General features: G+C 37.0%; 23 protein-coding genes. 17 read left to right on the forward strand and 6 right to left on the reverse strand.

Going from position 1 to position 23,397, the window contains the following annotated elements:
* The first annotated feature begins 15 nt into the window (after positions 1 to 15).
* Genes NBC122_RS10225 through NBC122_RS10250 form a run of 6 tightly spaced genes read left to right on the forward strand, consistent with a single transcriptional unit; the run spans position 16 to position 3,699 of the window.
* Positions 16 to 252: a TIGR03643 family protein gene (locus NBC122_RS10225; RefSeq protein ID WP_133441104.1), complete on the forward strand. Its 237-nt coding sequence runs from the start codon at positions 16 to 18 to the stop codon at positions 250 to 252.
* Position 253: 1 nt separating this feature from the next.
* Positions 254 to 877 carry a flavin reductase family protein gene (locus tag NBC122_RS10230; RefSeq protein ID WP_221343573.1) on the forward strand — a complete coding sequence of 208 codons (624 nt, stop codon included), beginning with the start codon at positions 254 to 256 and terminating at the stop codon, positions 875 to 877.
* Between the two features lie 47 nt (positions 878 to 924).
* Entirely contained in the window at positions 925 to 1,050 is a 126-nt protein-coding gene (locus tag NBC122_RS10235) for a DUF2256 domain-containing protein (RefSeq protein ID WP_317127527.1), read from the forward strand.
* A 2-nt stretch (positions 1,051 to 1,052) separates the two neighbouring features.
* On the forward strand, positions 1,053 to 1,748 hold the full coding sequence (locus NBC122_RS10240) for an SDR family NAD(P)-dependent oxidoreductase (protein ID WP_133440277.1): 696 nt from the start codon (positions 1,053 to 1,055) through the stop codon (positions 1,746 to 1,748).
* 6 nt (positions 1,749 to 1,754) lie between these two features.
* Positions 1,755 to 2,405, forward strand: a complete 651-nt coding sequence (locus NBC122_RS10245; protein WP_133440278.1) for a MarR family winged helix-turn-helix transcriptional regulator — start codon at positions 1,755 to 1,757, stop codon at positions 2,403 to 2,405.
* Positions 2,398 to 3,699, forward strand: a complete 1,302-nt coding sequence (locus NBC122_RS10250; protein ID WP_133440279.1) for a cryptochrome/photolyase family protein — start codon at positions 2,398 to 2,400, stop codon at positions 3,697 to 3,699. The genes NBC122_RS10245 and NBC122_RS10250 overlap by 8 nt, the downstream gene beginning before the upstream one ends.
* Before the next feature lie 77 nt (positions 3,700 to 3,776).
* On the opposite strand, the gene NBC122_RS10255 is transcribed toward NBC122_RS10250, so the two are convergent.
* The 6 genes from NBC122_RS10255 to lysS form a co-directional block, all read right to left on the reverse strand.
* Positions 3,777 to 4,628, reverse strand: coding sequence for a diacylglycerol/lipid kinase family protein (locus tag NBC122_RS10255; RefSeq protein ID WP_133440280.1), 852 nt, complete (start codon positions 4,626 to 4,628; stop codon positions 3,777 to 3,779).
* Between the two features lie 51 nt (positions 4,629 to 4,679).
* A complete protein-coding gene (locus NBC122_RS10260) occupies positions 4,680 to 5,489 on the reverse strand; it encodes a DUF3298 and DUF4163 domain-containing protein (protein ID WP_133440281.1) in 810 nt (269 codons plus the stop codon).
* Between the two features lie 104 nt (positions 5,490 to 5,593).
* A complete protein-coding gene (locus tag NBC122_RS10265) occupies positions 5,594 to 6,019 on the reverse strand; it encodes a DUF5684 domain-containing protein (protein ID WP_133440282.1) in 426 nt (141 codons plus the stop codon).
* 146 nt (positions 6,020 to 6,165) lie between these two features.
* On the reverse strand, positions 6,166 to 8,100 hold the full coding sequence (gyrB, locus tag NBC122_RS10270; RefSeq protein WP_133440283.1) for a DNA topoisomerase (ATP-hydrolyzing) subunit B: 1,935 nt from the start codon (positions 8,098 to 8,100) through the stop codon (positions 6,166 to 6,168).
* 223 nt (positions 8,101 to 8,323) lie between these two features.
* Positions 8,324 to 8,740, reverse strand: a complete 417-nt coding sequence (locus tag NBC122_RS10275) for an OsmC family protein (RefSeq protein ID WP_133440284.1) — start codon at positions 8,738 to 8,740, stop codon at positions 8,324 to 8,326.
* Between the two features lie 19 nt (positions 8,741 to 8,759).
* Positions 8,760 to 10,460, reverse strand: a complete 1,701-nt coding sequence (lysS, locus tag NBC122_RS10280) for a lysine--tRNA ligase (protein WP_133440285.1) — start codon at positions 10,458 to 10,460, stop codon at positions 8,760 to 8,762.
* A 215-nt stretch (positions 10,461 to 10,675) separates the two neighbouring features.
* Between lysS and NBC122_RS10285 the strand changes: the two genes are divergently transcribed.
* The 11 genes from NBC122_RS10285 to NBC122_RS10335 all read left to right on the forward strand — a co-directional run bounded on the left by NBC122_RS10285 (position 10,676) and on the right by NBC122_RS10335 (position 23,378).
* Positions 10,676 to 11,059, forward strand: coding sequence for a hypothetical protein (locus NBC122_RS10285; RefSeq protein ID WP_133440286.1), 384 nt, complete (start codon positions 10,676 to 10,678; stop codon positions 11,057 to 11,059).
* A 90-nt stretch (positions 11,060 to 11,149) separates the two neighbouring features.
* Positions 11,150 to 11,659 (forward strand): hypothetical protein, encoded by a 510-nt coding sequence (locus NBC122_RS10290; RefSeq protein WP_185145761.1) that lies wholly within the window; start codon positions 11,150 to 11,152, stop codon positions 11,657 to 11,659.
* Between the two features lie 53 nt (positions 11,660 to 11,712).
* Positions 11,713 to 14,889 (forward strand): efflux RND transporter permease subunit, encoded by a 3,177-nt coding sequence (locus NBC122_RS10295; RefSeq protein ID WP_133440287.1) that lies wholly within the window; start codon positions 11,713 to 11,715, stop codon positions 14,887 to 14,889.
* 219 nt (positions 14,890 to 15,108) lie between these two features.
* Complete coding sequence (locus NBC122_RS10300) at positions 15,109 to 16,332, forward strand: TolC family protein (protein ID WP_133440288.1); 1,224 nt, start codon at positions 15,109 to 15,111, stop codon at positions 16,330 to 16,332.
* Positions 16,333 to 16,349: 17 nt separating this feature from the next.
* On the forward strand, positions 16,350 to 16,922 hold the full coding sequence (locus tag NBC122_RS10305; protein WP_133440289.1) for a cytochrome b/b6 domain-containing protein: 573 nt from the start codon (positions 16,350 to 16,352) through the stop codon (positions 16,920 to 16,922).
* A gap of 13 nt (positions 16,923 to 16,935) precedes the next feature.
* Positions 16,936 to 18,060, forward strand: coding sequence for an efflux RND transporter periplasmic adaptor subunit (locus tag NBC122_RS10310; RefSeq protein ID WP_133440290.1), 1,125 nt, complete (start codon positions 16,936 to 16,938; stop codon positions 18,058 to 18,060).
* Positions 18,061 to 18,569: 509 nt separating this feature from the next.
* Positions 18,570 to 19,988, forward strand: coding sequence for an anthranilate synthase component I family protein (locus NBC122_RS10315; RefSeq protein WP_133440291.1), 1,419 nt, complete (start codon positions 18,570 to 18,572; stop codon positions 19,986 to 19,988).
* Positions 19,989 to 20,000: 12 nt separating this feature from the next.
* Entirely contained in the window at positions 20,001 to 20,570 is a 570-nt protein-coding gene (locus NBC122_RS10320; RefSeq protein ID WP_133440292.1) for an anthranilate synthase component II, read from the forward strand.
* A 100-nt stretch (positions 20,571 to 20,670) separates the two neighbouring features.
* On the forward strand, positions 20,671 to 21,657 hold the full coding sequence (trpD, locus tag NBC122_RS10325) for an anthranilate phosphoribosyltransferase (RefSeq protein ID WP_133440293.1): 987 nt from the start codon (positions 20,671 to 20,673) through the stop codon (positions 21,655 to 21,657).
* A gap of 123 nt (positions 21,658 to 21,780) precedes the next feature.
* Positions 21,781 to 22,560 (forward strand): indole-3-glycerol phosphate synthase TrpC, encoded by a 780-nt coding sequence (gene trpC, locus NBC122_RS10330; protein ID WP_133440294.1) that lies wholly within the window; start codon positions 21,781 to 21,783, stop codon positions 22,558 to 22,560.
* Between the two features lie 176 nt (positions 22,561 to 22,736).
* Positions 22,737 to 23,378: a phosphoribosylanthranilate isomerase gene (locus NBC122_RS10335; protein ID WP_133440295.1), complete on the forward strand. Its 642-nt coding sequence runs from the start codon at positions 22,737 to 22,739 to the stop codon at positions 23,376 to 23,378.
* The last annotated feature ends 19 nt before the right edge of the window (positions 23,379 to 23,397 follow it).

Consider the following 23,397-nt stretch of genomic DNA (forward strand, 5'->3'; position numbering starts at 1 on the left):
GACCGGATTATCGAAATGGCCTGGGAAGACCGAACGCCTTTCGAAGCCATTTTCTATCAGTTTGAGTTGGCAGAAAAAGAAGTCATCGTTTTGATGAGAAAAGAATTAAAAAGGAGCTCTTTTAATTTATGGCGCAAACGGTTGAATTCGGGAGTGAGTCAGAAACATTTGTACAAAAGAAATAGTGAGATCGATCGGTTTAAATGTGCAAGACAAAGAATGATATCCGGTAACAGAATAAGCAAGAGATAAAATGATTACTGAAGAAAAAATGGTAAGAATAAGTCGCGGTCAGATTTTGGAAAGCGAAAAACTTTACCGGGTAAAATTGGTTAATTCTTTAGCGGGAATTCGTCAGGTTGTTTTGGTTGGAACCAAATCTAAAAGTGATTACGAAAATCTGGCGGTTTTCAGTTCGTTGATTCATTTGGGTGCAAATCCACCTTTGTTTGGGTTGATTTCAAGACCGGATTCTGTGGATCGGGATACTTTGGAAAACATCAGAGAAACCGAAAGTTATACTTTAAATTTCATTGATAAACAGTGGGTGAAACAGGCGCATCAGACTTCGGCGCGTTATCCAAAAGAGGTCTCAGAGTTTGCGGAAGTTGGTTTGACTGCGGAATATTTGGAAAACTGCTTTTCTCCATTTGTAAAAGAAGCTCCCATTAAAATAGAAATGAAACTGCAGCAAATTTTAGATATTGAGATTAATAAAACCAAAATGATTATTGGAAGCATCGAAAGCCTGTATCTTCAAAAAAACAGATTGGCAGAAGATGGCTTGGTAAAGCCGGATCACTTATTGTTAAGTGGTGGTCTGGATGCTTATTACAGCGGTGAATTTATTACGCAGTTGCCTTATGCAAAACCTTAAAATTAATTTGAGTTTCAGTGAGAAATGTGAAGAAAGAACATTTGCCGGTGAATATTTGTCTGACTTGTAAAAGGCCTTTTTCCTGGCGCAAAAAATGGGAAAAAGATTGGGAGAAGGTAAAGTTTTGTAGTGAAAAATGTAAAAAAAATAAATCCATAAATAACGACTGTTGACCATGAAAAATATACTGATCATAGGTGCCGGAAAAGGAATTGGACTAAAATCTGCGCAGCTTTTAAAAGATGAAAATCTGTACACCATTTCCCGAAATCTCACTCCAGAACTGGAAAGTTTAGGAACTCATTTTTTTCAGCTGGATATATCCAAAAATGATCTAAGTGAAGTATCTTTACCTGATGAATTGCACGGTCTTGTTTTTTGTCCCGGATCGATTAATTTGAAACCGTTTAACCGTCTTTCAGAAGCAGATTTTTTGGCAGACTTTAATCAGAATCTGATGGGTGCGGTGAAAATTATTCAGAAATGTCTGCCGGCTTTGAAGAAATCGAAATCGGCAAGTATCATTCTTTTTTCAACGGTTGCGGCCAAAGTAGGAATGCCATTTCATACTTCAGTTGCAGCAAGTAAAGGAGCAATCGAAGGTTTTGCAAAGAGCCTGGCTGCCGAACTGGCTTCTGCGAAAATAAGGGTGAATGTCATTGCGCCTTCGCTTTCGAATACGGCATTGGCGGCGCAACTTCTTTCCACTGAAGAGAAAAGAGAAGCCTCGGCGAAAAGACATCCGTTGCAAAGAATCGGTTTGCCAGACGATAGTGCGCAACTCGTTGAGTTTCTGCTTTCAGATAAAAGTTCGTGGATCACAGCCCAAATTATTGGAGTTGACGGCGGTCTGGGAAATATTAAACTTTAAAAAGTTATGGAATTAAATTTAATTATAGAGATTTTAAAAGAACTCGATTCTTTTCAGAAAATTCAGCCGGGAAGTCAAAAAACGCTGGAAGATTTCAGAATGTATCTGAATGAAAAAGCCTACGAAAAAGAAACCCCCAGAAATTTAACCGAAAAGTTTGATCTGGAAGTGTACGATCTTGAAAACGAAATTGCCAAACAGGTAATTATGCTTGGTAGATATTCTAAACAGTTGATCCGAAAGTCTTTGGAGGATAATCCTAATTTGGTCAATGAAGATTTTACCTATCTTTTCAGAATGATGGATTATCCGTCGCTGACCAAAATGCAGCTCATCGAAAAAAATGCCCATGAAAAACAAACCGGCATCGAAATTATCAAAAGATTGGTAAAAAATGGTCTCTTAATTGAAAGTCCTGATCAAAATGATAAAAGAAGCACCCGGATTTCGGTAACCGAAAAAGGAAAAAAAGTTTTCCTGGAATCGATGAAAGATATTACCATCGTCTCTAAAATTATGTGCGGAAAACTCAACGGGGAAGAAAAAGGAAATTTGCTGAATTATTTGAAAAAGCTCAACACTTTTCACCACACCGTTTACACGAATTTTAAAAATGAAGAATTGGTAAGAATTCTTCAAATGGTAGATCATGACTGATAAAATTTCTGTTTTTTGGTTCAGAAGAGATTTGAGATTGTCTGATAATCACGGATTATTTGAAGCGCTTCAATCTGCTGAAAACGTTTTACCCATTTTTATTTTCGATACCGAAATTCTTTCGAAACTTGAAAATATAGAAGATAAACGAGTCGATTTTATTGTTCAGGTTTTGCAGATTCTGAATCAGTTTTTAGAAAAATCCGGAAAATCAATTAAAATTCTTCATGGGGAACCTTTAAATGTATTTAAAGAACTTATTGAGAATTACGACATAGAAAAGGTTTTCTGCAATGAAGATTATGAACCGCAAGCCATTAAAAGAGATGATGAAATTGCGCAGTTCTTCACTGAAAAAAATATTGGATTTCAGTCCTTTAAAGATCAGGTCCTTTTTCACAAAGGCGATATTTTAAAGTCCGACGGAAGTCCGTACACGATTTACACGCCTTATTCGAAGCAGTGGTTAAAAATGTATAGTGATGAAGAAGAGGAGTCTTATCCCAGTGAGAAACTCCTTCATCATTTACTTGATGTAGAAAAACAGGAAATTTCCCTGCAAAAAATATTATTCAAAAAGACAACTTATCAGTTTCAAGCTCCTGCCATAAATCGTGAAATTTTGAAGAATTATCACAAAACCCGCAATTTTCCAACGACGCCAACTTCTGAAATGAGTGTTCACCTTCGTTTCGGAACAGTGAGCATTAGGAAGCTGGCTGCTGAAGCCAGAAAGCTGAATGAGACTTATTTAAAGGAATTGATCTGGCGGGAATTTTTTATGCAGATTCTTTATCATTTTCCGAAAGTGGTTACAGAATCTTTCAAAAGAAAATACGATCATATTACCTGGTTATATGATGGAGAACTTCTCCGGAAATGGCAGGAAGGAAAGACCGGATATCCACTTGTAGATGCCGGAATGCGGGAACTCAACGAAACAGGTTTGATGCACAACCGCGTAAGAATGGTTTGTGCAAGTTTTTTCACCAAACATCTTTTAATGGACTGGCGAATTGGTGAAGCCTATTTTGCGGAAAAATTATTGGATTACGATTTATCTGCGAATAATGGAAACTGGCAGTGGAGTGCAGGAACTGGTTGTGATTCGGCGCCTTATTTTCGAGTTTTCAATCCGGAAGAGCAGCAGAAAAAATTCGATCCTGATTTTAAATATATTAAAAAATGGGTAAAAGAATTCGGTACAAAAGATTATCCGGAACCGGTTGTAGAGCACAGGTTTGCGCGTTTGCGGGCTTTGGAAACGTATAAAAAAGGATTGCAGGAAGTGTGATTTTTATATTCCAAAATTAACTATAAATACTCTTTAAGATTCTTTTTAAAACTGAAAATAAATACTTTTCGGTTTTATCAGATCAGAATCTTCAGACTTTTCGGTAAGACTTTAATATGAACAGGGGAGTCGATTTCATTGTATTCACCGTCTAAATGCCAGTCTTTGGTATCCACCGTAAAATCAATTTCAGGGACAGAAAGGAAAGTTACATATTTGTTTTCTTTCAACGTTTTCGAAAACATTCTGAAGGCAAATGCGGCACCATGATGTAAAGGGAATTTTTTCACCAGAACAATTTCTGCCAAGCCATCCACCGTACTTGCATGCGGAGCGATATAAGCATTATTCCCGAACTGTCGCGTATTGGCGACGTTTAACATTAAATATTCGCCATTGTGTTTCTTAAACTGTTCTGACGGAAATTTCACTTGGATCGGTTTGTAATTAAAGAAAGTTTTTATCGAAGTTTTAATATAGTTTTTAAAACCGCGGCTGGTTTTTTCAAATTCCTTCACTACTTTTCCGTCGAAACCCGTTCCTGAAACATTAATTGAAAGCCGGTCATTCACTTTAAAAGTGTCGATTTCCCGGTATTTATTGGCTTTGATTTTTGCTAAAAGTTCAGTCAAATTTTTAGTAAAATTCGTCTCATTTGAAAATCCGTTTCCTGAACCTGCCGGAAAAATGGCCAGAATTTTACCGGTATTAATCAACTGCTTCGCGACTGAAGAAATAGTTCCGTCGCCACCTACGGCAACAAAAATATCAATATTTGCAAAATTTTCACTGATGAACTGCTCAGTTCCTTCTAAAGATTCTGAGATGTAGAAATGCGGATTTTTAACCTGTTTTTGAAGGGAATCTAAAAAAGGCTGGTAGTTTTTCTTTGCAGAAAAAGGATTGATAATAAAGGCGACATTCTTCATGGTTGGCAAAAATAGAAAAAGCAGGCGATAAAAACCTGCTTTTAGGAAATATTATAAATTTTGTCGTTTGATGAACTCGTCTGTTAAAAGTAGTTTGATATCCGAAAGAGGAACTTTGATTAAAACCGTACCCGCAGCATACGCCGTGATTTCATACTGGTTATAGAGGAAATACAGGTTTTTATCATCAAAATAAAAATTGTTGTTAAGTGGAATTTGTTTCACCAAAAGCATTTCAAATTGTCCTTTTCCTCCGTCATTTTGGATGAAATTATTCATTAAAATCGGATCCCAGATCTTCGAGTCCTGATTGGCAACAATATCTGATAAATGGAGCGTTTTATTGTTCTGTAAATCAAAAACTTTATAAGTTTCAAAATAATAACCGTGAGCGCCACCCGTATAGCCATCGCCGGTGTACTGAACAGTCAGGAAATTATTTCGGTGAGAAAACAGATTCATATTCGAATTTTTTTCCCAGTTCTGGGCGAATTCGGGTTTGTAATCCTGTAAGGCATTCTTCTCTTCTTCGTAAAATTCTTTCATTTTCAGATCTAATGCATCCGCGATATTGGCCTTGGAATATTCGGTTAACCGAATTTCTTTTGGCGCATAAATAGAATCTAAAAGTGCTTTGTTTTTAAGAGTCGGAAAAACCAATATTTTAGACTGAAATTTGACGGTGAGGTTTTGGTCAATTTTTAGCGAATCGTTCACTTTCACGGAATCAAGCGGAAAGTTGCCGGTGGTAGAAGTGATTTTTTCAACGGTTCCATTCGACGTTTCTGCTGTAGATTTTTCTTTGTTACAACTCATTAATAAAACTGCAAATGCGACTGATATGGCCAGTAAATTTTTCATTCTGAAATTTAATAAAAATATATAACTTATAAAAACGGAAATTCAAATTTTAAGGTTTGAAAAAAAACCGTCAATTTGACGGCTTCTTACAAAAATTCTCATCATTATTTTCTGTCGTCAGGCAAAGCATTTGGGTTATAAACTGAATCACCGAAAGCGAGAACCGGAAAACCGATAAATGGTAATATCACCAAAAGTACCGTCATCAAAGTATCTTTACCGAAAAATTTGGATAAGCGGTCTGCTACTATAATTCCAAAAATAATGTTGACAAATGGAACCATCAAAAGAATAAACCACCAAATGGGTTTTTTAATGATGTCAAGCAAAACAATAGAGTTGTAAATTGGAATAAATGCTGCCCAGGCATCTTCTCTTCCTGCTTTTTGAAAAATTTTGTAGAGACAGAACGAAAAGAATAAATAGACAAATAAATAGAAAATAAGCATTCCGAAGCCCATGGCCATACCGCCTGCTACATCGCCGGAATTCATTCCATCGTAAGGATTAGTCTGTAATAAAGTCATCATAGTATATTATTTTAAGTTTTATCAAATATATAATATTATTTCAGAAAATGAATTAAATTCTCACGTATTTTTAATTCATAGTAGTGATACCATAAAAAAAGCTGTTCAAATACATGAACAGCTTTTTAAGAATTTATTAAAGACGATTAAACATCAATTTTCGCATAAATCGCGTTTTTCTCGATGAAATCTCTTCTTGGTGGTACTTCGTCACCCATTAACATTGAGAAAACGTTGTCTGCCTCGGCTAAACTTTCAATGGTAACTTGTTTCAGGATTCTGCGTTCAGGATTCAAAGTAGTATCCCAAAGCTGTTCCGGGTTCATTTCCCCAAGACCTTTATAACGCTGAACTTCTACACCTTTTCCGTCTGGCGACAACTCAAGAGTAACCTCTTCGCGTTCTTTCTCGTTGTAAGCATAGATTTTTTTGTTTCCTTTTTTCAATAAGTATAAAGGAGGTTGAGCGATATAGATATATCCGTTCTCGATTAATTCCTTCATATATCTAAAGAAAAAGGTGAGGATCAAAGTCGAAATGTGCGCTCCATCGATATCCGCATCGGTCATAATCACCACTTTATGGTAACGTAATTTTGCGATATTCAGAGCTTTGCTGTCTTCTTCAGTTCCTACAGAAACGCCAAGTGCGGTATAGATATTCTTGATTTCTTCGTTGTCGTACACTTTGTGAACCATTGATTTCTCTACGTTCAGGATTTTACCACGCAAAGGAAGGATTGCCTGAAAATGTCGGTCACGGCCTTGTTTTGCAGTTCCACCTGCCGAATCTCCCTCGACCAGGAACAGTTCAGAAATAGCAGGATCTTTGGAAGAACAGTCAGAAAGTTTTCCCGGAAGTCCACTTCCGCCCATCGGCGATTTACGCTGAACAAGTTCTCTTGCTTTTTTCGCAGCCTGTCTTGCTTTTGCCGCAAGAACTACTTTTTGTACGATGAGTTTGGCTTCGTTAGGATTTTCTTCTAAGAAATTAGAAAGCATTTCACCCACGATTTTATCAACCGCACCGGAAACTTCTGAGTTCCCTAATTTCGTTTTGGTTTGGCCTTCGAACTGAGGTTCCATTACTTTTACCGAAATTACTGCAGTTAATCCCTCACGGAAATCATCTCCGGTAACTTCTACTTTTTCTTTTGCAGGAAGTCCTAGTTCATCAGCAAATTTCTTTAATGTTCTCGTTAATGCTCTTCTGAAACCTGCAAGGTGAGTTCCTCCTTCATGGGTATTGATATTATTGACGTAAGAATGCAGGTTCTCGGTATAAGAAGTGTTGTATCTCATCGCAACTTCCACAGGAATACTGTCTTTTTCACCTTCCATGAAAATTACATTATTCATAATGCTTTCACGGTTTCCGTCGATGTATTCTACAAACTCTTTTAAACCACCTTCAGAGTGGAAAGTGTCATGTTTCTGTACGCCTTCTTCATCTACAACTCTTTCATCCGTCAAAGTGATGGTGATGCCTTTATTCAGATAAGAAAGTTCGCGGAGTCTGCTTGCTAAAGTATCGTAGTTATAAACCAATTCCTGGAAAATCGTATCATCCGGTTGGAAGAAAACTTCTGTTCCTCTTTCAGTAGTGGTTCCGATTTCTGCGACATCTGCCAGTGCTTTTCCTTTGGAGTATTTTTGCTGATAAATTTTACCGTCTTTGTAAACAGTCGCAATCAGCGAATTAGAAAGTGCATTCACACAGGAAACTCCCACCCCGTGAAGACCGCCGGAAACTTTGTAAGAATCTTTATCGAATTTTCCACCGGCGCCGATCTTGGTCATTACCACTTCCAGAGCAGATTTTTGCTCTTTTTCATGGAAATCTACCGGAATACCACGGCCATTATCTTTTACACTGATGGATTCGCCTTCGTGGATTACTACAGAGATTGTGTCGCAGTGTCCTGCCAGGGCTTCATCAATAGAGTTGTCGATTACTTCATAGACCAAATGATGCAGACCTCTGGATCCTACATCTCCGATGTACATTGATGGCCGCATTCTCACATGCTCCATTCCTTCTAACGCTTGTATGCTACTCGCTGTATATTCTTTTTGGCTCATATTTTTACTGTTCATCAAAGCGAACTGGCTTTGAATTTTAAATACATTTTAATTAAAGTTTGCTGAAAAAAGGAGTGTAAATACTCCATTTCAAAAGGCTAACAAAGATACTGAATTCCGCCGGAATATAAAAGTTAAAGAACCTATAAAATTGCAGATCTTCTTCACGAAAAAATCCTCAAAAGTTTGAGGATTTGAATCTGTAAAATGATTTTAAATTGAATTAAACCAAAGTTGCGTTCACTTTAATTTCAGTATTTAATAATTTCGAAATCGGACAGTTTTTTTCTGCATCCGCAACTAATTCATCAAATTTTTCTTTTGAAATTCCCGGAACATTTGCGGTCAGGGTTAAACTTGATTCTGTAATTTCACCTTTTGTTGGATCTAAATTGATGACACATCTCGTTTCTAAGTTTTCTGCTTTAAAGCCTGCTGCGTCAATTTTAAAAGACAAAGCCATGTTGAAACAACCGGCGTGAGCTGCGGCAATCAATTCTTCAGGATTTGTTCCCACGCCTTCTTCGAAACGGGAATTGTAAGAGTACTGTGTCTGGTTCAAAACCGTACTTTGAGTGGTAAGTGTTCCTTTTCCTTCCTTACCTGAGCCTTGCCAAATGGCTGTTGCATTTCTTTTCATAATACTGTTTTTTAGATGATTATACTAATTTCATCAATACAATATCGTCAATTTTTTCCACTTTGACCAAATTATACTTGGTTAAGTTTTTGGAAGCTTTGTCCCATTTTTTTCCGGAAAGTTCACTTTTCACTTTTACAAGTGCCAGATTCATGGGTTCTTTCTGACTTTTCAAAATTTCCAATATCTTTTTTTCATCTTCATCCAGTTCGAAAGTTGGAGCGGCTTTTTCCGGTTTCATTTGCGGGAAGAATAAAACTTCCTGAATCGATGGATTGTTAGTTAAAAACATGATCAAACGGTCCATTCCGATTCCCAGTCCTGAAGTTGGAGGCATACCGTATTCTAAAGCTCTCAGGAAGTCTTCATCGATAAACTGGCCTGCTTCGTCATCTCCTTTTGCTGCAAGTTTTAACTGTTCTTCAAAACGTTCTCTCTGGTCGATCGGGTCATTTAATTCCGAATAGGCATTGGCGATTTCTTTTCCGCACACCATTAGTTCAAAACGTTCTGTTAAACCTTCCTTGCTTCTGTGTTTCTTTGTTAATGGCGACATTTCGATAGGGTAGTCGGTAATGAAAGTCGGCTGGATAAAGTTTCCCTCGCATTTCTCACCGAAAATTTCATCAATCAGTTTTCCTTTCCCCATCGTTTCATTCACTTCAACACCAATTGATCTTGCAAAATCAAACAGTTCCTGTTCAGTTTTTCCGGTGATATCGAATCCTGTAAATTTCTGAATCGCTTCTGTCATCGAAATCCTTGGATATGGCGCTTTCCAGCTGATGATATGTTCGCCAAAAGTAGAATCTGTAGTTCCGTTAACTTGGATGGCAGAAAATTCCAACAGTTTTTCCGTGAAATCCATCATCCAGTTGTAATCTTTGTAAGCAACGTAAATTTCCATTGCGGTAAATTCCGGATTGTGCGTTCTGTCCATTCCTTCATTTCTAAAGTTTTTCGAGAATTCGTAAACACCGTCGAATCCACCAACAATCAGTCTTTTCAGATAAAGTTCGTTAGCAATCCTTAAATACAATGGAATGTCTAAAGCATTGTGATGCGTGATAAATGGTTTTGCTGCAGCACCACCCGGAATCGCCTGTAAAATCGGGGTTTCCACTTCGAAATATCCTGCATTATTAAAGTAAGTCCGCATTGCATTGAACAGTTTTGTTCTTTTAATGAAAACTTCTTTCACTTGCGGATTGACCACTAAATCTACATACCTTTGTCGGTACCGAAGTTCAGGATCGTTGAATCCATCAAAAATATTTCCGTCGGCATCCACTTTCGGTAATGGGAGCGGACGTAAGGCTTTGGTTAAAATTTTGAAATTGGTCACTTTTACCGTCATTTCACCAACCTGGGTGTTGAAGAGTTCACCTTCGATTCCGATAATGTCACCAATATCTAAAAGGTGTTTGTAAACGTCGTTATAAAGCGTTTTGTCTTCACCAGTACAGATTTCGTCACGGTTAAAATAAACCTGGATTTTACCTTCCGAATCCTGAAGTTCAGCAAAACTTGCTTTCCCCTGAATTCTCCGGCTCATCAATCGGCCTGCAATCGTAACTTTTTTACCTTCAACAAAATCCTGCTTGATGGTTTTGGTGGTTTCTGTAATTTTATATTCTTCGGCCGGAAAAGCGTTAATTCCCATTTTTTCGAGGGTTTGTAGCTTTTCTCTTCTGATGATTTCCTGTTCTGATAACTGCATTTTTCTTGCTATTTTAAGTCTGCAAATTTAGTAAATTTTTCGCTATGAAAAGAACCCTGCAATTCACTGCGAAATTTAGCAAAACTGTACTTTTTTCATTTTTAATGTGCCTTATATTTTTGAGATTTCATTTCGAAAAACATGATTTTTATTTGTATTCATTCCAAATCTTCACATTATTCTCTTCTGTGGTCAAATTTTATTAAATTTGTACAGTGAAAAAATGGGTTGTTTATTTTTTGTTATTTACTTATCTCACTTCTTTTAGTGAGGTGAGACAATTAGCGAAAATTCCCAACCTGATCGAACATTTTATTTCACATAAACTTTCCAATTCAGAAATGTCGGTTTTCGCATTTTTCAAAATGCATTATATTGATGAACAGGCGAAAGACAGTGACTATAAACAGGATATGAAACTCCCGTTCAAAACGCATGATTTTTCAAGTACTGTTGTTAATCTCAATATTCCACCTGAACGACCGATTCTAAATATTCCACATGGTTCAATTTTCGTAGACCGTTCCAGCAATTTTTCTTATTCTGAGAAATATTACCCTTCTGTTTTTTCTAAAATCTGGGAACCTCCCAAAATTTAATTTAAAATTTTCAGTGCAAATTATCAGGTCAAATCTTTAGGTTTCGACGGTAATTGACCTTACTTAATCTTTAATCTTAAATTAAAAACGATGAACAATTCACATCTGCATTTGGTTGTAAATCATTTGCCTATCATATTTCCTATTGTAGGAATCATCATACTTTTTCTCGGAATTTTTACAAAATCTGAAGTTACAAAACGCAATGGCTATACTATTTTTATTCTGGGGGCTTTGGCGTCTATTGCAGCAATGGCTACCGGTGAAAATGCTGAAGATGCTATAGAAAAACTTCAGGGAGTTTCCAAAGATCTTATTCATATTCATGAAGAAGCAGCAGAACTTTTTGCAGGTTTTTCTTACGTTACAGGCGGTTTTTCGCTTCTTGCACTTTTTTCAAGTTGGAAAAATTATTCAATTTCCAGATTTGCTCCTTATATTGTTGGTTTACTCGCAATTATAACCTTATTTTTTGCTCAGAAAGCAGGGACAACTGGTGGAGAAATTCGACATACTGAAATAAGAAGCGGTTTTTCTGCAAATCAACAGGAAAATATCGGAACCGACGACAAAAAAACAAGTGATAGAGACCATGATTAAACTTAGTGCTGATGGAGTTTATGGCTCTATCAGCAATTTTAATTAAAAGAAATATGCTTAATAAAATTATAGAATTTTCTATAAAAAATAAACTGATTATCATTTTAATGACGCTTGGTTTAATTGTTTATGGATTGTTCGAACTCAGAAAATTACCCATCGATGCGGTGCCTGATATCACCGATAATCAGGTTCAGATTATTACGGTTTCTCCAAGTTTGGGTGCACCGGATGTAGAACGTTTTATCACTTTTCCTTTAGAACAGATTAATTACAATATTCAGGGAATCAAAGAAATGCGGAGTTTTTCACGCTTTGGTTTATCTGTAATTACCATTGTTTTTCATGATGATGTTGATCTGTTGGTCGCACGTCAGCAGGTTGCAGAAAGACTGCAACAGGTTTCCAAAGATATTCCCACCAATTTGGGCGTTCCACAAATGGCGCCGATTTCCACCGGTTTAGGAGAAATTTATCAATATGTTGTCCGGCCGAAAAAAGGGTACGAACACCGTTATAATCCGATGGAATTGCGAACCATTCAGGATTGGATTGTCCGCCGGCAATTGCTCGGAACTCCCGGCGTTGCAGATGTCGCCAGTTTTGGTGGCTATTTAAAACAGTATGAAGTTGCTGTAAATCCTGCTGTTTTAAAATCGATGGGCGTAACGATTTCGGAAGTTTTTAATGCTTTGCAAAAAAATAATCAAAATACCGGTGGTGCCTACATTGAAAAAGGCCCCAGCGTTTTGTTTATCCGCACAGAAGGTTTGATGAATAAAATTCCGGATATTGAAAATACAGTGGTCAAGAATTTGGCTGACGGAACGCCTGTCCTTATTAAAAATATTGCAAAAGTCCAGTACGGAAAAGCCATTCGGTATGGTGCGATGACTTATGATGGCGAAGGCGAAGTTGCCGGTGCGGTCGTCATGATGATGAAAGGTGCCAATTCGAACGAAGTGATCAAGGAGGTAAAAACCAGAATCGCAGAAATCCAGAAAACACTTCCCGAAGGCGTAAAAATAGATGCCTTTCTCGACCGCACCAAGATGGTGAATAACGCAATAAGTACCGTCAGTAAAAACTTGTTGGAAGGCGCACTGATCGTTGTTTTTGTACTGGTTTTATTTCTCGGGAATTTCCGTGCGGGATTATTGGTCGCTTCCGTCATTCCTTTGGCCATGCTGTTTGCGATTATTATGATGAATATTTTCGGCGTTTCAGGAAACTTAATGAGTTTGGGCGCGCTGGATTTCGGTTTGATTGTCGATGGTGCGGTGATTATTGTCGAAGCCATTCTGCACCGTTTCAAACATTTAACCAAGTTTCAGGATAAAAAGATTTCTCAGGAATTTATGGATCGCGAAGTGTACACTTCTTCCAGCACCATGATGAATTCAGCGGTTTTCGGACAGATTATTATTCTTATTGTCTATCTGCCAATTTTAACTTTGCAGGGAATTGAAGGAAAAATGTTCAAACCAATGGCACAAACCGTGATCTTCGCTTTGCTTGGAGCATTTATCCTGTCGCTGACTTATATTCCAATGATGAGTTCCCTCTTTCTTTCTAAAAAAATTGATTTAAAGAAAAACTTTTCAGACAGGATGATGGAGAAATTCGAAATCTTTTATCACCGGACTTTAAATTTTGTTTTAAAAATTCCAAATCTGGTTTTCTTTAGCGTTGTCGGATTGTTTTTTATCTCTCTGTTTGTAATGTCAAGATTAGGCGGCGAATTTATTCCCTCTCTTCCGGAAGGTGATTTTGCCGTCGATACCAGAGTTTTACCGGGAAGCAATCTGAAAACTTCAACAGATGCCGTTTTGAAATCACAACAGGTTTTATTGAAGAAATTCCCGGAAATCGAAAAAATTGTCGGCAAAACCGGAAGCAGTGAAATCCCAACCGATCCAATGCCGATTGACGCCAGCGATATGATGATCATTTTGAAACCCCGAAAAGAATGGACTTCCGCAAAAACCTATGACGATCTCGCGGAAAAAATGTCAGCAGAATTAAAGAAAAATATGGTAGGCGTTACGTATTCTTTCCAATATCCTGTCGCCATGCGTTTTAACGAATTAATGACCGGTGCCAGACAGGATGTAGTTTGTAAAATCTACGGCGAAGATCTGGATACTTTAAAAGTGTATGCCGAAAAGTTAGGCGAAATCTCAAAAAAAATCAATGGTGCTCAAAATATTTATGTAGAACCTGTTTCCGGTATGCCGCAAATTGTAATTTCCTACAAAAGAGAAGCGCTTTCACAGTTCGGTTTAAATGTAGAAGACGTTAATAATATCGTCAATACAGCGTTTGCCGGACAATCTACCGGTTCTGTTTTCGAAGGCGAGAAGAAATTCGATTTGGTGGTTCGTTTGGATGGCGAAAAGAGAAAAAATGTAGAGGATGTTAATAATTTGCTTATTGCAACACCTGCCGGAACTGAAATTCCATTGAGCACCGTCGCTTCCGTTGAACTCAAAGAAAGCGTCAATCAAATCCAGCGGGAAAATACACAGCGCAGGATCATCGTCGGCTTCAATGTCAGAAACCGCGATATCCAGTCAACCGTCGAAGATTTACAGAAAGTGGTTGAAAAAGAGTTCAAACTTCCACCGGGTTATTCAATTTCTTATGGTGGAACTTTTGAAAACCTGCAACATGCGAAATCCCGTTTAATGATCGCTGTTCCCATCAGTTTACTGTTGATTTTACTGATGCTGTATTTCGCCTTTAATTCCGTAAAATATGGGTTGCTCATTTTCTCCGCAATTCCGCTTTCGATGATCGGCGGCATCCTCTCGCTCTGGATTCGGGGAATGAATTTCAGTATTTCTGCAGGTGTCGGTTTCATCGCGCTTTTCGGAGTTGCCGTATTGAATGGAATTGTGTTAATCGCTGAATTTAACCGACAGAAATTGCATCATTCAGATTTAAAAGACGTCGTGAAAATTGGCGGAAGAATAAGATTGCGTCCCGTTTTAATGACGGCTTTGGTCGCCTCGCTCGGATTTTTACCGATGGCATTAAGTACCGGCGAAGGCGCAGAAGTTCAGCGGCCTTTAGCAACTGTCGTGATCGGCGGTTTGCTTTTGGCGACTTTCCTCACGCTCTATTTATTGCCTTTAATTTACATTTGGTTTGAGGAACATTTCCCGGACCGTCGCAAAAAAATTCAGGAAATAAGTGAAGAAGAAGATGGATATAAAGAAGATGAATAGTATTTTTTGGGCAGCGATTTCCGTCTTCCGCTCCCAATCTTTTGCTCGTCGTTCCTCCTCACAAAAGGATTTCCGCTCAAGCCGGGCTGCGGATTTTAGATAAAATAAAAAGTCAGATAAGAATGAAGGTTCTCGCACTTTTTGCAAACTTTTGACTGACTTAAAAAAAATAAAACTTTTGCCTCTTTTGCGGAAAAAAAAAATTTAAAGAAATTAAAAATGAAACAACTTATAAAAATAATAACAGCATTTTCAGTTTTGCTTACCGTTCAACTGAAAGCACAAACGCCGATTTCTCTGGAATCAGCGTATGAAAAAGCCCTCAAAAATAATCTGAACTTAAAAAACGGACAACTCCGGATCGATTACCAGGATAAGATTAAAAAATCGTACGCCGTGGTGGATCCTTTAAATATTTCCGGAGAAATAGGGCAGATTAATTCAGCCTATACCGACAATAAATTTTCCGTCAATCAAACACTCAGATTGCCCGGGTTTTATCATTCGCAAAAACAGGTTTTGTGGGAAGAATGGAAAAATTCAATGCTCAGTTTAGATGTTCAAAAATGGCAACTAAAGCGCGAAATCGCTTTGATTTATAATGAACTCAATTACCAGAATGAAAAAGAAAAATTGCTTTTGAGAGCCGATTCTATTTATATAAATTATTATAAACGCGCCGAACTCCGTTTGAAAAAAGGAGAAAGTAATATTCTGGAAAAAACGACCGCTGAAAATTACCGGAGTCAGGCGGAAATTCAATTGGCGAATCTGAAAAAAGATAGAGAGATTTCACTTTATCAATTTAATTATTTGCTTAATGATGACATAATCTATTCGAATGAAACTTCTGGTTTCTATGAAATGAACGTTGAAAATCAGGATTTGAATTACGCCGGAAATCAGGTCATTTTAAAACAACTCGAGCAACAGAAAAGCATAGAACTGGCCAAATTAAAAGCCGAGAAATCGAAATTGCTGCCGACTTTCAATATCGGTTACAACAATTCCAGCATGTACGGAAATGGTGCAGATGATCATTTTTATGAAAGGTCAGCGCGTTTTCACTCCGGAATGATTGGCGTGGGAATTCCACTTTTTAATGGTGCACAAAAATCTTTAATCGAAGGGCAGAAAATCAATCAGTTAATCGCAGAAAATAATTATGAATTGGGTTCCAGAAATCTTAAAAATCAATATGCATCCTTGTTTTCAGAATATGAAAAACTGAAAAGCGAAACCGATTATTACAAAACCAGCGGATTAAAGAATGCCGAAACCATCCTGAAAACCGCCAACCGTTTGTATTATGAAGGCGAAATTAATTATTTGGAATGGTCTCTTCTCATCAACCAAAGTTTAGACATTCAAAATAAAATGATCGACACCCAAAAAATACTGAATGAGAAAATCATTCAACTGAACAGTTTAACTCAACAATAATTTTAAAATTCATCAAAATGAAAACATATACCGTCCTTCACCGCGTCCTTCACTGGATTTTTGCCGTAGTGATGCTTGTTTTATTCACCACCGGATTTCTGAGAATGTACTGGATGAGCAAAACCGTAATTTCTGATGCAGTGAATAAAAATTTGGAAATAAAGAATTTAAATCTGGATAAACAAAGCCTTCGTACCATCGTTCATTCGGTTCAGGATCCGATGTTTGAGTGGCATGTTTATGCGGCCTATATTATTACTTTTGCCTTTATTGCAAGGATAATTTATATGATCGTCAAAGGAATTAGATTTCCGAATCCGTTTCTAAAAACGACCACCGCTAAAGAAAAATTGCAGGGATTTATCTATCTTGGATTTTATGTTTTAATCGCAGTCCAAATAATTACAGGCAGTATTTTGAAATTTGAAATCGGCTCAGAATCTCTTGGGAATCTAGCAGAAACGACGCACAAACTCGCCGTTTACTGGATGCCGATTTTTGTTATTTTACACTTTGCCGGCATCGCGATTTCCGAAAATACAAATCGAAAAGGAATTACCTCAAAAATGATTGGCGGTGATTCTGAATAATAAAATTTTTACAATGAGAAAACTACTTTTAATACTTTTATGTTTAATGATTTTTTCCTGTTCCAAAAAAGCAACGGTTCAGGAAGAAATCAGCGCCGTTCAAGGAAATCAGGTCACCTTAACCGACTTACAGATCAAAAATTCGGGTATTGAAACCAACACCTTGAGCAATCTGGATATCGCGCACAAAATTATGCTTACGGGCCAAATCGACGTGCCACCGCAGGGAATGGCAAGCGTTTCTGCACCAAGCGGCGGTTATGTGAGGGTATCCAGATTTATGCCCGGGAATTTTGTAAAAAAAGGACAGACTTTAGCAACCTTGGAAAATCCCGAATTGGTTCAACTTCAGCAGGATTATTTGTTGGCAAAATCGAATCTTCAATATGCACAGCAGGATTATTCCCGCCAAAAAGATTTGAATGCAAACAAAGCAAGTTCCGATAAAGTGACTCAAAAAGCCTTTAATGAAAGCCAGAATCAAAACATTATGATGAAAGGAATGGCGCAGAAATTAGCCGCGATGGGAATCAGTCCGACCGCTTTAAATGCGAATAATATCCGGCGTACTTTCGCGGTCGTTTCACCAATTTCAGGATATATTTCTACGGTCAATATAAATATCGGACAATACGTTTCGCCGATGGATAAAATGTTCGATATCGTAAACACCGGCGATTTACATTTGGCTTTAAAGGTTTTTGAAAAGGATTTAAATAAAATTAAAACAGGTCAAAAAGTCTTTGCCTACACCAATCAAAATCCAACCAATAAATATGAAGCACGGATTTTCATCATTGGAAAAGATTTTTCGGCCGACCGGAGCGTATTGGTTCACTGCCATTTTGTAGATAATAATCTGTCTTTAATTCCGGGAACTTTTATGAATGCTGAAATCGAGGCTGATTCTGCTAATGGAACGGTTATTCCCGATGATGCGGTTGTCACCTGGGAAGAAAAACAATATGTTTTCGAAGAAATAAAACCTAAAACTTACCGGATGTTTCCCGTAGAAATCGGTAATTCTGAAAATGGTTTTACCGAACTTTTAAATTTTAAAAAAGAGAATTCAAACAAAAAGTTCGTCACAAAAGGTGCTTACCAATTACTAATGGCGCTGAAAAATGTAGAAGAGTAAATAACGGTCTGATTTTTTAAACCGCAAAAGAAACAAAAGTTTTACTTTAAAATAAATCAAAAGTTTGCAAAAGCACCATGAAATAATGGCTTTACCATTTTGCCGTCTTTTGAAAACCTTTTCAGTTCATTTGTCTTTTACCACTTTTGCGGTTGAAAATAAGGATTTGATTTTTTGGATAGTTACTTATTTTTTAAAAAACTACTTGCAGATAAAAAAAACATTTATATATTTGCCTCAATGAAACACGTCTAAAATATTTCTTAAAAAGAATAATGACCGTTTCATTTGAAATTAAAAAAATATTTCTCTACAAATGAATTCAATAACAAACAATACTTGGTGGTGGCATTCAAACTCCTTTAGGGTCTGAAGCAAATCTTGTATTCTGTTTGTAAAAAACATATAAAGACTTTGACGGGATCCGTTGAAGTCTTTTTTTATGCCCAAAAGTGAAAAACAGAATCATGCAATCCAATGAGTTTATAATTAAAAAAAATAAAAGTCAAATGAATTTTGATACTAAAATCAACATAAAAACCACCGTAAAATCGGTGATGAGCGATCTCTTCACGCCGGTTGGAATTTACCTGCGGTTGCGCGACAAATTTCGGGACACGATTTTGCTCGAAAGTGCCGGGAATCAAAATACCGATAACAATTTTTCTTTCATCGCCATTAATGCGGTTGCCGGAATTGAAATCCGGAATTTTCAGGAAGCAGAAATTAAGTTTCCGCTTGGGAATCCTCAAAAAATCGCTTTAGAAAAAGAGAAGTTGAGCGAATTATTAAATGACTTTACGAAATGTTTTGTGTGCGAACAGCCTTCAAAAGAAATCGGTAAATCGGCACAGGGATTTTTTGGTTATACGGGTTATGATGCGATTCCTTTCTTCGAAAATATCCATTTTAAAGAACTTTCGGAAGAAAATAAAATTCCGTTGTTGCGTTACCGTCTGTACCAATATGTGATCGCAATCAACCATTACAACGATGAAATGTTCATTATCGAAAATAAAATTAACGATTTAAAATCTGATTTGCCCGAAATTGAAAATTTAATCAATCAGAAAAACGCACCTATTTTTCCTTTTCAAAAAATTGACGAAGAAACTTCAAATTTAAAAGATGAAGAATACCGCGAACTGGTGGAGACCGCAAAAAAACACTGTTTCCGTGGAGATGTTTTTCAATTGGTGTTGAGCCGCAGATTTGAGCAGAAATTTAATGGTGATGAATTCAATGTTTACCGCGCTTTAAGACATATTAATCCTTCTCCGTATTTATTTTTCTTTGATTACGGCGATTATAAATTAATGGGTTCCAGTCCGGAAAGTCAGTTGATTATTAAAAATAAAAAAGCGATAATTCATCCGATTGCAGGGACTTTTAAACGAACCGGAAATATTGAAGAAGATTTGAAAGCTGCCGAAGATCTGAAAAAAGATGCCAAGGAAAATGCCGAACACACGATGTTGGTTGATTTGGCACGAAACGATTTAAGCATCTGCGGAAAAAATACGACGGTGACGAAGTTAAAAGAAGTCCAGTTTTTTTCTCACGTCATTCATTTAGTAAGCGAAGTTACTGCAGAAGTTGAAGACAATCAAAATCCTTATGAAATGATCGCCACGACTTTTCCGCAGGGAACTTTGAGTGGGGCACCAAAATACAAAGCCATGGAGTTAATCGATTCTTACGAGAAAACTTCCCGTTCGTTTTACGGAGGATGTATCGGTTTTGTCGGTTTTGATGGAAGCTGCAATCAAGCGATTATGATCCGTACTTTTTTAAGTAAAAACAATACGTTGTACTATCAAGCCGGAGCCGGAATTGTCGCGAAATCCTCCGCAGAAAACGAATTGCAGGAAGTAAACAATAAACTGAATGCGCTGAAAATGGCCGTTAAAAAAGCAACATCAATCTAAGAAAATACAATTATGAAAATATTAGTCTTCGATAATTACGATAGTTTTACGTATAATTTGGTTCAAATGATTGAACAAATTAGTGGTGAAAAAGTAAATGTTTTTCGGAATGATCAAATTCGTTTGGAGGAAATCGAAAAGTACGATAAAATTGTGCTTTCTCCCGGACCGGGAATTCCAAGTGAAGCGGGAATTTTAATTGATTTAATAAAAAAATACGCTCCCACAAAATCTATTCTCGGAGTTTGTTTAGGTCAACAAGCCATTGCAGAAGCATTTGGCGGAAATCTGATTAATTTGACAGAAATCTATCACGGCGTTGCAACAAATGCACGAACCATTAAAAAAGAGGCGTTACTTTTAAGAGATTTACCCGAAAATTTAGAAGTCGGAAGATATCACAGTTGGGCCGTGAATCCCGATGATTTTCCGGAAGAATTAGAGATTACTTCAATCGACGAAAACGGAATGATCATGTCTCTGCAACATAAAGTGTACGATGTTCACGCTGTTCAGTATCATCCGGAAAGTATTTTGACTCCAAAAGGAAAGCAGATTATTGAGAATTTTTTAAAAAACTAAAGCCACGAAGTGGCGACAATCATCAGCATAGGGTGAAGCCCTATGGAAAAAGACAATCAACATCATAGAGTGAAATCCTATGAATTCGAAAAAAATTAAAATGAAAGACATCTTACAATATTTATTCGACCATCAAACGCTTTCCAAAGCACAGGCGAAATCGATTCTCCTGGAAATTTCAAAGAATATTTTCAATGAAATTGAAGTCACTTCATTCGTCACAGTTTTCCTGATGAGAAGTATTACGTTGGCAGAATTAGAAGGTTTCACCGAAGCGTTGCAGCAACTCGCACCTCAAATTGATTTGGGAACCGACGATTTGGTAGATATCGTTGGAACCGGCGGGGACGGAAAAAATACCTTTAATATTTCAACTTTGGCGAGTTTAGTCGTTGCCGGAACTGGCCAGAAAGTTGCTAAACACGGGAATTACGCCGCTTCGACAATTTCCGGAGCGTCTAATGTTTTGGAAACTTTAGGTTATCGTTTTAAAGAAAATGAAGCCGAATTAAAAGCGGATTTGGAAAAAGGAAACTTCTGTTATTTGCATGCGCCGATTTTCCACACTTCTTTAAAATCTATTGCGCCGATGCGGAAAAATTTAGGTTTGAAAACTTTTTTCAATATCCTGGGACCTTTGATTAATCCGGCAAAACCAAAATATACGATGATCGGTGTCGCGAATCTGGAGATTGCACGGATTTATCAGTATTTGTTACAGAAGAAAAACGCCGATTTTCTGTTGGTCAATGCTTTGGATGGTTACGACGAAATCAGTTTGACCGGCGATACCAAAATCATGGATAAAAACGGCGAAAGTATTTATTCCGCCCAGGAATTACAGTTCAGAAATATCGAACCTGAAACCATTTTTGGCGGAAACAATACCGAAGAAGCCGCGCAGATTTTCAAAAAGATTCTGGAAGGAAAAGGAACCTATGAACAGAACGCCGTGGTTTTAGCCAACGCTGCAATGGCTTTGAAAAACACCGAAAAATACGGTGAGTATGAAAATTGCTTAATGATGGCGACAGAAAGTTTACTGAAAGGAAAAGCACTCAATTGTTTTAAAAAAGTGATTGATTAGAATTTTTTGGGCGACTGTTTCCGTCTTCCGCTCCCAATCTTTTTTGTTCCGCTTTGCTGCACAAAAAAGGATTTCCGCTCAAGCCGGGTCGCAAACTCTGCTAAATAAAAATTAGATATAAAAATGAATATTCTCGACAAAATAATCGAACATAAAAAGATCGAAGTTACCCAGGCAAAAAAGAAAATCTCTGTAACTGAATTAAAGGAAGGCGCCTTTTTTCAGCGCAAAACTTTTTCTTTAAAAAAATCTTTAAAATCGGGGAGTGGAATCATCTCTGAATTTAAAAGACAATCGCCAAGCAAAGGAATTATTAATGACAAGGCTGATGTTTTAGAAGTTACCAGATCCTACGAAAAATTCGGAGCCAGTGGAATTTCAGTTCTGACCGATGAGAATTTTTTCGGTGGAACGCTGCAGGATATTTTAAAAGTAAGACAGGAAATTTCGATTCCCATTTTACGGAAAGATTTCATGATTGACGAATACCAGTTTTACGAAGCAAAAGCCAACGGAGCCGATGCTGTTTTGTTAATCGCAAGTTGCCTGTCGCCGTCGCAGGTTCAGGAGTTTACGGAATTATCTCACGAACTGGATTTAGAAGTTTTGTTGGAAATCCATACCGAAGAAGAGTTGAATCATTTCAATACAAATATTGATTTTGCGGGAATAAATAACCGCAATCTCAAAAATTTCAAAGTCGATCTGCAGCATTCTGTTAATTTGAAAAACCTTTTGCCAAAAGAAGTTCTGGCCGTTGCAGAAAGTGGAATTTATGCTGTTGAGGATTTCAAATTCCTGAAAGAAAAAGGATTTGACGGCTTTTTAATGGGCGAATATTTTATGCGAAATGAAGATCCGGGATTTGCATTCGGAGAATTTATCAATATAATTAAAAAATAAAAGCCACGAATTCACGAATGATTTTTTTTAATTCGTGTATTCGTGGCAATTAAAAAATAAAAGCCACGAATCCACGGATGATTTTTTTAATTCGTGCATTCGTGGCAATTAAAAATTAGAAGCCGCGAATTCACGAATGGTTTTATTTAATTCGTGTATCCGTGGCAAAAAATAATATGAAATTAAAAGTTTGCGGTTTAACGAAACTCGATCAAATCGAAGAATTAATTTCTTTGAACACCGATTTTCTGGGATTTATCTTTTATGAAAATTCACCGCGTTATGTTTTGAATGCTTTGACTTGCAATGAAATTAAATCAATTCATCATCAGGGAAAAATCGGCGTTTTCGTCAACGAAAATATTGCGGAAATTATCAAAATCTCCGAAAAAGCAGGATTGAATTATATTCAGCTTCACGGTGACGAAGACGAAAATTTCATCATAGAATTAAAACAAAAATTAAAGCCCGAAATCGGAATTATAAAAGTGATCAGAATCGGAAATGACTTATCTGAAGTTAAAATTCAAGTCGAAAAAATCTTAAATCTTAAATCTCAAATCTCCCATTTTTTGTTCGATACCGATTCCAAATCCTTTGGCGGGACCGGAAAAACTTTCGACTGGCAAATTTTAAATGAGTTAAAAATCACCAAACCATATTTTCTAAGCGGTGGAATTTCAAAAGAAAATATTGAAAATATAAAATTAATAGAACAGCAACCTTTTGCTCTGGACATCAATTCAAAATTTGAAATTGAGCCGGGGAATAAGGATTTAGAAAAAATTAAAAACTTCATAAGCGTTGTTAGAACTTGAAGCCTTAACAACGCTCCAA

Source organism: Chryseobacterium salivictor, assembly GCF_004359195.1.
Classification (GTDB): Bacteria; Bacteroidota; Bacteroidia; order Flavobacteriales; family Weeksellaceae; genus Kaistella; species Kaistella salivictor.

What these genes read in the sequence shown, in the direction of transcription:
- NBC122_RS10225 (WP_133441104.1), top strand. Translation starts at nt 16, where the DNA reads ATGGCCTGGGAAGACCGAACGCCTTTCGAAGCCATTTTCTATCAGTTT.
- NBC122_RS10230 (WP_221343573.1), top strand. Translation starts at nt 254, where the DNA reads ATGATTACTGAAGAAAAAATGGTAAGAATAAGTCGCGGTCAGATTTTG.
- NBC122_RS10240 (WP_133440277.1), top strand. Translation starts at nt 1,053, where the DNA reads ATGAAAAATATACTGATCATAGGTGCCGGAAAAGGAATTGGACTAAAA.
- NBC122_RS10245 (WP_133440278.1), top strand. Translation starts at nt 1,755, where the DNA reads ATGGAATTAAATTTAATTATAGAGATTTTAAAAGAACTCGATTCTTTT.
- NBC122_RS10250 (WP_133440279.1), top strand. Translation starts at nt 2,398, where the DNA reads ATGACTGATAAAATTTCTGTTTTTTGGTTCAGAAGAGATTTGAGATTG.
- NBC122_RS10255 (WP_133440280.1), bottom strand. Translation starts at nt 4,628, where the DNA reads ATGAAGAATGTCGCCTTTATTATCAATCCTTTTTCTGCAAAGAAAAAC.
- NBC122_RS10260 (WP_133440281.1), bottom strand. Translation starts at nt 5,489, where the DNA reads ATGAAAAATTTACTGGCCATATCAGTCGCATTTGCAGTTTTATTAATG.
- NBC122_RS10265 (WP_133440282.1), bottom strand. Translation starts at nt 6,019, where the DNA reads ATGATGACTTTATTACAGACTAATCCTTACGATGGAATGAATTCCGGC.
- gyrB (WP_133440283.1), bottom strand. Translation starts at nt 8,100, where the DNA reads ATGAGCCAAAAAGAATATACAGCGAGTAGCATACAAGCGTTAGAAGGA.
- NBC122_RS10275 (WP_133440284.1), bottom strand. Translation starts at nt 8,740, where the DNA reads ATGAAAAGAAATGCAACAGCCATTTGGCAAGGCTCAGGTAAGGAAGGA.
- lysS (WP_133440285.1), bottom strand. Translation starts at nt 10,460, where the DNA reads ATGCAGTTATCAGAACAGGAAATCATCAGAAGAGAAAAGCTACAAACC.
- NBC122_RS10290 (WP_185145761.1), top strand. Translation starts at nt 11,150, where the DNA reads ATGAACAATTCACATCTGCATTTGGTTGTAAATCATTTGCCTATCATA.
- NBC122_RS10295 (WP_133440287.1), top strand. Translation starts at nt 11,713, where the DNA reads ATGCTTAATAAAATTATAGAATTTTCTATAAAAAATAAACTGATTATC.
- NBC122_RS10300 (WP_133440288.1), top strand. Translation starts at nt 15,109, where the DNA reads ATGAAACAACTTATAAAAATAATAACAGCATTTTCAGTTTTGCTTACC.
- NBC122_RS10305 (WP_133440289.1), top strand. Translation starts at nt 16,350, where the DNA reads ATGAAAACATATACCGTCCTTCACCGCGTCCTTCACTGGATTTTTGCC.
- NBC122_RS10310 (WP_133440290.1), top strand. Translation starts at nt 16,936, where the DNA reads ATGAGAAAACTACTTTTAATACTTTTATGTTTAATGATTTTTTCCTGT.
- NBC122_RS10315 (WP_133440291.1), top strand. Translation starts at nt 18,570, where the DNA reads ATGAATTTTGATACTAAAATCAACATAAAAACCACCGTAAAATCGGTG.
- NBC122_RS10320 (WP_133440292.1), top strand. Translation starts at nt 20,001, where the DNA reads ATGAAAATATTAGTCTTCGATAATTACGATAGTTTTACGTATAATTTG.
- trpD (WP_133440293.1), top strand. Translation starts at nt 20,671, where the DNA reads ATGAAAGACATCTTACAATATTTATTCGACCATCAAACGCTTTCCAAA.
- trpC (WP_133440294.1), top strand. Translation starts at nt 21,781, where the DNA reads ATGAATATTCTCGACAAAATAATCGAACATAAAAAGATCGAAGTTACC.
- NBC122_RS10335 (WP_133440295.1), top strand. Translation starts at nt 22,737, where the DNA reads ATGAAATTAAAAGTTTGCGGTTTAACGAAACTCGATCAAATCGAAGAA.